General features: G+C 34.5%; 11 protein-coding genes and 3 pseudogenes. 3 read left to right on the plus strand and 11 right to left on the minus strand.

Annotation, left to right across the window (positions count from 1 at the left end; all coding sequences use genetic code 11):
* The first annotated feature begins 42 nt into the window (after positions 1-42).
* Positions 43-855, plus strand: a complete 813-nt coding sequence (locus FPG78_RS06550) for a hypothetical protein (RefSeq protein ID WP_144087162.1) — start codon at positions 43-45, stop codon at positions 853-855.
* 238 nt (positions 856-1,093) lie between these two features.
* Here FPG78_RS06550 and FPG78_RS07875 read toward each other — a convergent pair.
* From FPG78_RS07875 to ltrA, 3 genes and pseudogenes are all read right to left on the minus strand, one after another.
* Positions 1,094-1,544, minus strand: a pseudogene (locus tag FPG78_RS07875) (IS66 family transposase); the annotation flags it as partial.
* Positions 1,545-1,684: 140 nt separating this feature from the next.
* Positions 1,685-1,804 (minus strand): annotated as a pseudogene (locus FPG78_RS06565) (IS5-like element ISCca3 family transposase); the annotation flags it as partial.
* 87 nt (positions 1,805-1,891) lie between these two features.
* Entirely contained in the window at positions 1,892-3,460 is a 1,569-nt protein-coding gene (gene ltrA, locus FPG78_RS06570) for a group II intron reverse transcriptase/maturase (RefSeq protein WP_144087164.1), read from the minus strand.
* Positions 3,461-3,477: 17 nt separating this feature from the next.
* Between ltrA and FPG78_RS07320 the strand changes: the two genes are divergently transcribed.
* Positions 3,478-3,699 (plus strand): hypothetical protein, encoded by a 222-nt coding sequence (locus tag FPG78_RS07320; RefSeq protein WP_186292522.1) that lies wholly within the window; start codon positions 3,478-3,480, stop codon positions 3,697-3,699.
* Between the two features lie 406 nt (positions 3,700-4,105).
* Here FPG78_RS07320 and FPG78_RS06580 read toward each other — a convergent pair.
* The 4 genes and pseudogenes from FPG78_RS06580 to FPG78_RS06595 form a co-directional block, all read right to left on the minus strand.
* A pseudogene (locus FPG78_RS06580) lies at positions 4,106-4,221 on the minus strand (IS5-like element ISCca3 family transposase); the annotation flags it as partial.
* A 50-nt stretch (positions 4,222-4,271) separates the two neighbouring features.
* Positions 4,272-4,799 (minus strand): tyrosine-type recombinase/integrase, encoded by a 528-nt coding sequence (locus FPG78_RS06585; protein ID WP_144087165.1) that lies wholly within the window; start codon positions 4,797-4,799, stop codon positions 4,272-4,274.
* A gap of 261 nt (positions 4,800-5,060) precedes the next feature.
* Positions 5,061-5,312, minus strand: coding sequence for a hypothetical protein (locus tag FPG78_RS06590; RefSeq protein ID WP_144087166.1), 252 nt, complete (start codon positions 5,310-5,312; stop codon positions 5,061-5,063).
* Between the two features lie 58 nt (positions 5,313-5,370).
* A complete protein-coding gene (locus FPG78_RS06595; protein WP_186292524.1) occupies positions 5,371-5,865 on the minus strand; it encodes a hypothetical protein in 495 nt (164 codons plus the stop codon).
* 463 nt (positions 5,866-6,328) lie between these two features.
* Between FPG78_RS06595 and FPG78_RS06600 the strand changes: the two genes are divergently transcribed.
* The gene (locus tag FPG78_RS06600; RefSeq protein WP_144087168.1) at positions 6,329-7,300 is read left to right on the plus strand and encodes an Rpn family recombination-promoting nuclease/putative transposase; all 972 of its coding nucleotides are present in this window, start codon (positions 6,329-6,331) and stop codon (positions 7,298-7,300) included.
* A 6-nt stretch (positions 7,301-7,306) separates the two neighbouring features.
* Here FPG78_RS06600 and FPG78_RS06605 read toward each other — a convergent pair whose 3' ends face one another.
* From FPG78_RS06605 to traM, 4 genes are all read right to left on the minus strand, one after another.
* Positions 7,307-7,672: a hypothetical protein gene (locus FPG78_RS06605; protein WP_144087169.1), complete on the minus strand. Its 366-nt coding sequence runs from the start codon at positions 7,670-7,672 to the stop codon at positions 7,307-7,309.
* Between the two features lies 1 nt (position 7,673).
* A complete protein-coding gene (locus tag FPG78_RS06610; RefSeq protein ID WP_144087185.1) occupies positions 7,674-8,033 on the minus strand; it encodes a hypothetical protein in 360 nt (119 codons plus the stop codon).
* Positions 8,026-8,424 (minus strand): hypothetical protein, encoded by a 399-nt coding sequence (locus tag FPG78_RS06615; RefSeq protein WP_223262088.1) that lies wholly within the window; start codon positions 8,422-8,424, stop codon positions 8,026-8,028. The genes FPG78_RS06610 and FPG78_RS06615 overlap by 8 nt, the downstream gene beginning before the upstream one ends.
* Before the next feature lie 268 nt (positions 8,425-8,692).
* Positions 8,693-9,061, minus strand: coding sequence for a conjugative transposon protein TraM (gene traM, locus FPG78_RS06620; protein ID WP_144087187.1), 369 nt, complete (start codon positions 9,059-9,061; stop codon positions 8,693-8,695).
* Positions 9,062-9,165: the final 104 nt, after the last annotated feature.

Raw genomic sequence — 9,165 nt, forward strand, 5'->3', positions numbered from 1 at the left:
AAAATAAAACCACTAATCACTAATCGATTAACTTTAATTGCAATGTCTAGAAGTATTAATATAAAGAGGTTAACATCGCTATTACCAACGTATTTATTTTACGTTATTGTACCAATTTCTTTGATGGGAATGATGCCAGGTGGTGGTCCTCCAGGTGATCCGTATATTCAAACATATAATACTCTCACAGCACGTTATGCTGCTACTAATCAAAACACTAATCAATTATTAAATAATTACAATGATCAGTTGAGAAATTCCATGATTGCCATGAGGGATAGTGCTCAAGATGCCCTTTTGTGGGCTCAACACCAGTTTGCACTTGCTCAAATTGATTTTAATACGGTGGAAATTATACGTCGGAGAATTGCTATTATGTTTAGTCATATCGGTCAGCATGCTACAGATGCTCAAGGTAGAGAAGCAGCTGTTCTAAATAATGTTCCTGGTGTTGCGCTTTTACAAGGTGATCAGGATATTTTAGATGCCTTTGAAGAAGCTAGGGCTATTGATGAACGGGCTCAACTTTCTCTTAATGAAGCCCAAATTGCTGTTGATGAAATACAAAATAATGTTATAAATGGTAATAATGGCATTAATAATAGATTGAATATAATTCAGCAAAGAATAATGAATTTACCAATTCTTGGTATTAATTATACTAATGCTGATGTTTTAGCCTATAATCAGGCTCTTACAGCCATTAAGAACGCTTCTAATCATATTAATCAACGTACTTTCCCTGCTACATTATCTGCTTTGACGGCCCATAATTCACTTAATGATATTAGGCAGAGTATGAACGATATCGTCCTATTGGGCAATAATCTTGGTATTCAATTACCTCCATATTAATCGCTATACTCGATCTAAAAATATCTTATAAAATCAGGTTTTTGACTATTTATTAAAGTAATTGTAAAGTTATTACTTTAATAGTCAAGAACCTGAAAAATTACTTTTTTGTTTAAATTTTAGTTCGTAAAGGAATTTTTGGTGTCTCTCGTGATCAGTTTTTTTTCCTCGATATCTACCCTGTTCATGCGCTTTTTTGATTCCCTGCTTCTGTCGTATCTATTCACCGCAGTGGTTTTTAAGCGACTATATTTTTTAATTGTGTGAAAGGATTTAGTTTTTGTTGCTTAGCGGTTAGATATAAAGTGATAAGACGTTCTAAGAATCTATCACCCCTTTCTGATTGGGTAAAGTAAGCGTTTTTACGATAGACCACGTAATGTTTGATTTGTCTTTCAGCTAAGTTATTGGTCAAAGGAATGTTTACTGGATCTTCATAAAATCTCCATAGCATAGGTTCTGCTCGCATTATATTTCTGGCCACGAGACTAGCTTGTTCAGCAAGTGGCAGCCTAGTAATAGCTTTTAAGCCATACCAGGTTTCGCAGTTTTCTAATATGCCTTAAAAAGACAATTAGCTCAATAGAACGATTCAAAAAAGATTGATGCAAGACAAAAAGCTCACTAGCTATCTCTTTTAAATAATAGCCTAATGCTTTAACACCACTGTTCCAACTATGTGCAAACTGAGGCCGTTGTCATAGGTATATAGTATAGTTTTGGTATAGTTTTTGGTGTTATTTTTTCTATTAAGGAGCCATGTATTTTATTTTTTATTGATTTTCAATGTTATTTTTTATATTTTTGTTCATTTTAGATAGACCATCCCCTAAAGACCTCTTAATATGATATTTGGGGCTCTATATAAGTTATAGGCTATTGCTTCCATAACATGTTTCGTATGCGTTTTATCAAGTCTTATATAACGGGCTTTTCCGCTTCTGAACCAGCTTTGTTAGGTAGGAGGAGGGTATTACTATCCTCCTCCCCCTTAGAAACGCAGCTTGCGAGTTTCCCCGCACTACGCTTGGGCCCCTTATCTAAGTCCTGTTGTTCTAGAACCGGCTTGTCCGTCATGGTTTAACTTCTTTTGTGGTGACACTAGCAGTAGTGAATTTTCTTTTGAGAATGAGCTCCTCAATATCTTTGTACGAGTTGCTCTTTCTTCAAAATACTTTTTCCATCTTATATCTAGCGGATTTGCATCTGCTCTGATTTTAACATGTCGTCTTATAGGTATATCGCTTAGTTTTAATAAGCGCATTTCCTTTGATTGGTTTCCTGCTATAGATGAGGCAAAGACCCATTGGCGCGAACCTCTTATCTTAAAATAACGGTTCTTTATCCAACGTAATCCTTTGCATGGATGTCTTCTCTTTGCCCATCTCCATAGTGACTGCATAACTTCATGGTCTATTTTACTAAAAGCTTGCTTAGCGCATACATGGCGATAATAGTTTCCCCAACCTCTTAATATTGGATTGAGTAATTTAATGATTATTGCCTGTGTATTTGCTCTGTTTGCTTTTATTAATGTACGCGCTTTCTTAAGAATGTTCTTGATACCTTCTTTTGAAGGTTTTATGATCAGTTTCTTATTGTATTTGCGTACATTACAACCAAGAAAATCAAACCCTGCATTAACGTGGGTAATTTTTGTCTTTTCTTCTGATAAGGTAAGCCCTCTTTCAGAGAGAAAGGAAGATATTAATGGCTTAACTTCATCTTCCAGTATTTCACGCGTGTTTCCTGAAATAATGAAGTCGTCCGCATAACGGATTATGATTACTCCACTTCTGAGTCTTGCTCTTTTTGTACTGCCAATTTTTCCAAAGCGTTCTTCTAATAATCTTTCGAGCCCATCTAAGGTCAAGTTAGCTAGTACCGGAGAGATAATACCGCCTTGCGGGGTGCCTACCGTTGTCTGGTACAGTGTTTTCGATTCTAGGAAACCGGCTTTTAACCAGTTATTAAGTATCCGTTTTTCTATAGGGATGTGTTTAATAAGCCATTCGTGGTTAATATTATCAAAACAGCCTTTGATGTCGCCCTCTAGTATCCATTTTGGACGCTTGTCCGCTGCAAGTAGTATATGACTCGCTTGGATAGCGTCTGCGCAGGATCTTTTCGGTCTAAAGCCATAGGAATTTCGATCACTGGTTGTTTCAGCTATCGGTTCCAGTGCAAACAAATATAATGCTTGCATAGCTCTGTCACGCATCGTGGGTATTCCAAGAGGTCTTCTTTTGCCATTGGATTTACTAATGTAGATCCGTTTTAGCGGAGAAGCTTTGTATCCTCTCTGTTTTAATTGTTTTATGCCTTGAAATTTAGTCTTGTCAGTCGACCATAATTGACGATCTATGCCTGATGTCCTTTTGCCTTGATTTTCCGTCACTCTCTTAACGGCCAAAGCTTTGCCACTAAAAGACCGTGTTAAAAGATGTTGTAAGGCTTTTACCTTACCCCATCTTCCTTTTTGGACCGCCTTAACAATACGTCTTTGTAGCCGCATAACAACTTTTTGGCATTTTTTCCAGGGTAGCTGGTGCCATGCTTGGGAGTTATCGGTAGGTGCACTTACGCTATATAAACATGTAATCATTTGCTTTCCTTCCTTAAGTGGTTAACAAAGTTTCTTGTCACGAGGGACCTAGTGGAAGTCTGCTTGCTTTCGCATGGGTTGATCTTGCAAACCCTATCCATGCCGTTACAGAATGGCGTTCGCTTTCTCCACTTTCCTTTACCTGCATGCTCAACAGCTTTCCTTACGGATTACCTGCCTTTGATAAAGGCGAGCATACAGGCTTACCCTGTTCCTTCTACCATACTTCGGTGATTTAGGTGGCTTCAATATACCGGTGGACTTATTGTTTGCGTACATCCAGTATTAAAAAAATGTATCCTTTCCACGTACCATTTTGGTTTGAGCTTGTCAGCATCTTTAGCTCATTTTTGGTAACGATACTTGTTAAAACTTCACTTACGTTCACCATATCACTAGCCTAGACCTCCAACCGCATGATGCTTGCAGTTTATGCACATCTCGCGATGCTGCATTTTCTCTTTTTTTTTTCAAGAAGAGGTTCATTGTCCGTGTCGCTTAGCACCAATCGGTTGCCCAATTCGCACCGATACGTAGGCTCAGATGGCAAAACATCTGGTTTAATAAGGCTCTAATGTGTTACCTCTTGCGAGGTTCATTTCATCTCCTTTTAAACAATACAGTAGAAGACTTTCAGGTCGCACTAATACTACCAAATACACGTTCTACTTTGTAGCGTGTTTCACCACCAATTTATTAAACCGCTTAGCAGTAGATGATAAGGGATGGTTTCTAGTAGCTTTCTTTTGAATAGCTGATTTAGGGTATTAAGGGTATTAGGCAAAATCGTCCGTAAATACACGCTAAGCGCTTACCACTTATTTTCATATTCTTCCATAACATGTGCGTCTGTAAAATTGAGATAGATTGCGGTGGTCATTAACCTATCATGACCAAGTATTTTTTGAACGGATGCCAAAGATATTCCTTTTTGTAGTGCTAAAGTGGCGAATGTATGACGCAGGACATGCGGGGTAACTTCTTGTGTTATTTTTGCTTTGTTAGCAATCTGTTTAATAATTTTTTGCACTTGCCTTACGCCAATAGGCCAGGAATTATTAATTGCGAAATAATGCTCAAGTAATGTTTGAACCCGCTTAGACATGGGTACCACACGTTTTTTAGATTTTTTCCCATAAGGCCCACCTTTACCAGCAATACGCATCACCTTTTGTTGCCATAGGATTTGCTGTGGAGTAAGCCCACATAATTCGGATACTCTTAACCCTGTATCTAATAAAGTCCAGACGATTAATTTTTCTTTCACATTTTCACAAGCCTGACATAGTCGATCCGCTTCCTCAAATCGTAAAGGTTCTCTTACATATTGATAGGCCATTTTATGATTTTGGTTTTAAGTTCGTAAAGAATTAAAATTTACGAACTTAATTCGTTATTTATAAAAAAAGGTAATACTTTATATTAAGTAAAATGTAACAGATAATGAGCTGTAAGTAACTTATTTTTTTTAAGAGCATTTTTCTTTAGAGTTCGTCTTATCAATCGGATCACGAACTAGCGAAGTTATTGTTTTTTTGCCCAATTTTTTCGGGCTACTATATTCTTAGCGTGCTTTGTTTTCTGTTTCATGAGATCACCTCTAAATACAATATTTTGAGAAAAATTCTTTTAATGCTTTAGAAATAATGAATGAATTACTGATTCCTAATTCTTCTGCATATTTAGATAGTTTAGTATGTAATCCTTTATCCATTTTTATAAGGTATTTACCCATGTTAGGTCTAATTGGTCTTCCTATTTTTTTCCGTACTATGGCTTGTTCACAATGCTCTTGCAATGAGATAGAAGCCTGTTTTTGATTTATATTTTGAAATGGATTATTTGAGCTCATACATAAAAATAGATAGATTACATTTAATGTAATGGTTAATTTTTAATTAAATATATCTTTAGTATATACTTAATTCACTAATTAAGGATTTAACCTGTTCTAATGCCTTACCAGTAACCGGTTCAGATAGTACTCTACTAAAGCTAATTAAATTAGAAAGCTCTGTTTTAGCTTTTTTTATTTCTGAATAGTTAGATTCATAAAGCGCTTTAACTTCTTTATAAGTATTATTATGTGGTTTACGAATTTCATTAAAAACAATTACAGCTTTTTGTGTCATGTTAAGTTTTTTTAGTTCATCCGAAAGCGCTCTTAATGCAAGTAAATCTGGGTACATAAGTTTACATGGAATCAATATTAAATCTACCTCTTGTATTAAGCTCTTCAAGTTACCTGTATTATAAGGTGGCGTATCGTGAAGAACAATCTTTTTTGTTATTTTTTCATAGGTTACTGGTACACGTAAACCAGTAAAGGACGAACTTACACGTATTGTTCCTTGGTTATCGTGATCAATAATATCAGCGTCTAATAAATCTGCTAGTGCAGACACTAATGTACTTTTCCACACCCACCTTTTATATTTGCTACTAAAATTTGCATACAATAATATATAATATATCTTTTGTATATACAAAAGATATACGTAAACTCTAGTTTCTTACTACTAAAACTTATAATCTTTTATAGATATTCAACCCTTCAATAAATACCTAATATCAAACTAATTACTAATATAATATATCTTTTGTATATATAAAAGATATATTAATTATATTAATTCTATAAGAGTCCTAATATCATTTATTGTGCTTTCTATTTTTAATCTTACAGATAGATCATTATAAAATCAAATAACAACGGTTTACCATTAGGATTGATTATACGTAATATTGTATTATATGAATCTGATATATAGAAGTTTTATTAGATGAAGCATTATGCTTTATTTTTTCTATTATTACAGGATGGTTCACGTTTTTAATGCCATTTATTTGTCGTAATGTATTAATCGGATGAGTAAGAAAATAAATAAGAAAAAGGATAAAAAAGAAGTAGCGGATAAGCCTCATGACACCGTATTTAAAAACACATTCTGTAACAAGGAAGCGATGCTAGATTTTCTAGCTGCTAATTTACCTTCCGATCTACTTGTGAAAATAGATAAAGAAAATTTAGAATTAACCAATAAAAGCTTTGTTGATCCAGTTGGGAGAAGAGGAGAGTCTGATTTAGTATTCAAAACCAATATAAATGGAAAGGAAGGATACCTGTACATTCTTTGCGAGCATCAATCTATTGAGGATGCGTATATGCCTCTGCGCTTCATGGAGTATAACGTTCAGTTACTTCGGCAACATCTAAAAGAAAAAGGAAATGGGCCTCTACCAGTGATATTAAATATCTGTATATATAATGGAAATAAGCCATATAAAGGGTCCAATAGTTTATTGTCAATGTTTGCTGATCCTGAGTTAGCCAGATCGTGCATGTTTGACAAGTTTCATCTGGTTGATCTTTATAGTACGTCTGAAGATGAGCTGCTTAGTTATAAAAAGGCCGCTTTTGCAGCTATGGTGCTCAAACAAGGCATTTATCGTTCATTTAATCAATGGTTTGCTAATCATATAGACTTAATTGTAGATCTCTTAGAAAAAGATTATATTAGCTATGCTGATCAAGTTTTTTTGTATATCTTACAGGTGGATAATCATCCAGATTTGTTAGAAACGATTAAACAATCTAACCCAAAATTAAAGGAAATCGCCATGTCAGTAGCTGAAAGATTAAGACAAGAAGGAGAACAAAAGGGGAGGCAAGAAGGTATCCGAATAGGTCAAGAAAAAGGGAAACTAGAAGGCAAGCTAGAAGGAGAAACAGAGAAAGCCATTTCTATTGCGAAGTCCATGCTTAATAAGGGCTATCCTATAGAGGATATTATTGCTCTTACTGGTTTGTCTCCATCTCGTATCCAGGAACTTGTCTAGGCATCTTTACTTACAACCATCATCTTCTATGTATTTTGGTTGAAAGATTTCAGTTCTAAAGAAATCATTATTCACCCAATATAGATCTGGATTTTTGGTTTTGGCTAATACCTTTTTGGAGCATAGTTCTGCTATCCCATCGCATGGATATTCCATATTGATGTATATCATAAACCTATTAAATTCGTTTAGCTTAAATAAGAATTTTTCTTCTTTAAATGAATGTTTGAACATTAAATACTTGATGATATTCTTAGCTTTATTTGACAGTTCATCTATGAAAAATCCGTCGAATTCTACCTCTGATCTGTAGTTTACGAAAGGATTTTCTTCAAATTCCTTGATTGCTTCTAGATTGTATTTGTTGATCATATCAAAATTTACTATTTCTTTTTATTTTACTTTTGACGATATGCTGTATTAGATCATTGTTCAACTTTTCACTATATAAATCTGCAATAGCTTCTTTATCTTTTTTAGACACTTCTTCCGATTGAACTTGCAACCTATTGATTCGTTCTACTAGTTCTCCCATATCTAAGATATTTTTATTTTTAATGCTTTCTAGTTGAAAGTATTTTACTGGATCATTTTTGTAAAAATTAGGATTGGATAGCGTTTTATCTATCTTTTTATTTTGAATTTCTAGATTTTTGATCTGTTCTTTGTAGACTGGAATTAATCTATTATTGGCCTCTTTAGAGGCAATCTTTATCTGATCTGATCTACGCAACTCTCTTTGAATATCTGAGCAAATGGAATTTAATCTTTTTTGGTGGCTTTGTGCTTAGGAAATTACTACTTCTACCCGTAAAAGAATCTACCTTACCTAATAGAGATTTTTCTCTGTAACAGGAAAAAGAACAATCTCTTTTAACTTTTCTAGTACAATCTAAACTAGGAATATAGTCACTTGGGTTGAGACTAATGCCACTTATTTTTTCTGATATACCCAGCACTACTTTACCATATTTCGCATCAGATAGATCTTTGAATAATGATTTACCTTGGTTTTTAATAGAATTGGCATCTTCCACACTCTTTTTTAGTTTTCTCATGCTATCAGCCGCATCCTTCATTTGCACTAGAACGTTGTTAGAGGCACCTACTTGTTCTTCCATCAATTGGGCAGTCTTCTCTTCTGGAGATAGACCAGGTATCCACTTCTTTAATCCATTAGGTAATATTTTTGTTTAATCCTGATTGATAGAAGATCCTATACTTGCTGAAGAGGTGATAGTAATAATAAACATACTGCTATTATTCCATATTTTTTAAATTTATTCATTTTTTCTATTGGTTGAAGGAATACTTTTCTTCTATTTTCTATTGTGATTTTTTGTTCATTTTAAACTGATTTAATGCCATCTACTACTGCGCTGCTGATCTCTCTTACCCACGAATTATTGTACTACTAGCTGCTCTACTGAGCAATTTGTTTTGGGCTTGATCAATGAAAGGATGTAAATTTTCTACTAATAGTCCAATCATATAATCTGAATCATACAAACCAATAGCCACTGGAACTACATTTTTACCAAATTCAGCTGTTTCTAATTTAGATAGAATTCTCTCCTTTCCAAAAGCAACGATGCCGTATAAAAACGCACCTTTGGGGATTTCTTGACCTTTGTAAGCAAAAGCTTCTTTGACACGTATTTTAATACTTCTACCATGTTTGAGTTCCTGTGTGCCATAGACATAGCCTGCGGCAAATCTGTTTTTTACCTTTAATATTCCTTTTTCTGCCTTTTCTTTCAAAGGCTACTGGAAAGTAGTTTTCTTCTTGTTTTGGAGAAAGGACCATTTTCTTAGTTTTTTGAACTACTTTTTTAGGCTTAACCGTAACTGGTTCAGGTTTTTTA

Origin of the sequence: Cardinium endosymbiont of Dermatophagoides farinae (assembly GCF_007559345.1) — a bacterium.
GTDB lineage: Bacteria > Bacteroidota > Bacteroidia > Cytophagales > Amoebophilaceae > Cardinium.

What these genes read in the sequence shown, in the direction of transcription:
- FPG78_RS06550 (WP_144087162.1), top strand. Translation starts at nt 43, where the DNA reads ATGTCTAGAAGTATTAATATAAAGAGGTTAACATCGCTATTACCAACG.
- ltrA (WP_144087164.1), bottom strand. Translation starts at nt 3,460, where the DNA reads ATGATTACATGTTTATATAGCGTAAGTGCACCTACCGATAACTCCCAA.
- FPG78_RS06585 (WP_144087165.1), bottom strand. Translation starts at nt 4,799, where the DNA reads ATGGCCTATCAATATGTAAGAGAACCTTTACGATTTGAGGAAGCGGAT.
- FPG78_RS06590 (WP_144087166.1), bottom strand. Translation starts at nt 5,312, where the DNA reads ATGAGCTCAAATAATCCATTTCAAAATATAAATCAAAAACAGGCTTCT.
- FPG78_RS06600 (WP_144087168.1), top strand. Translation starts at nt 6,329, where the DNA reads ATGAGTAAGAAAATAAATAAGAAAAAGGATAAAAAAGAAGTAGCGGAT.
- FPG78_RS06605 (WP_144087169.1), bottom strand. Translation starts at nt 7,672, where the DNA reads ATGATCAACAAATACAATCTAGAAGCAATCAAGGAATTTGAAGAAAAT.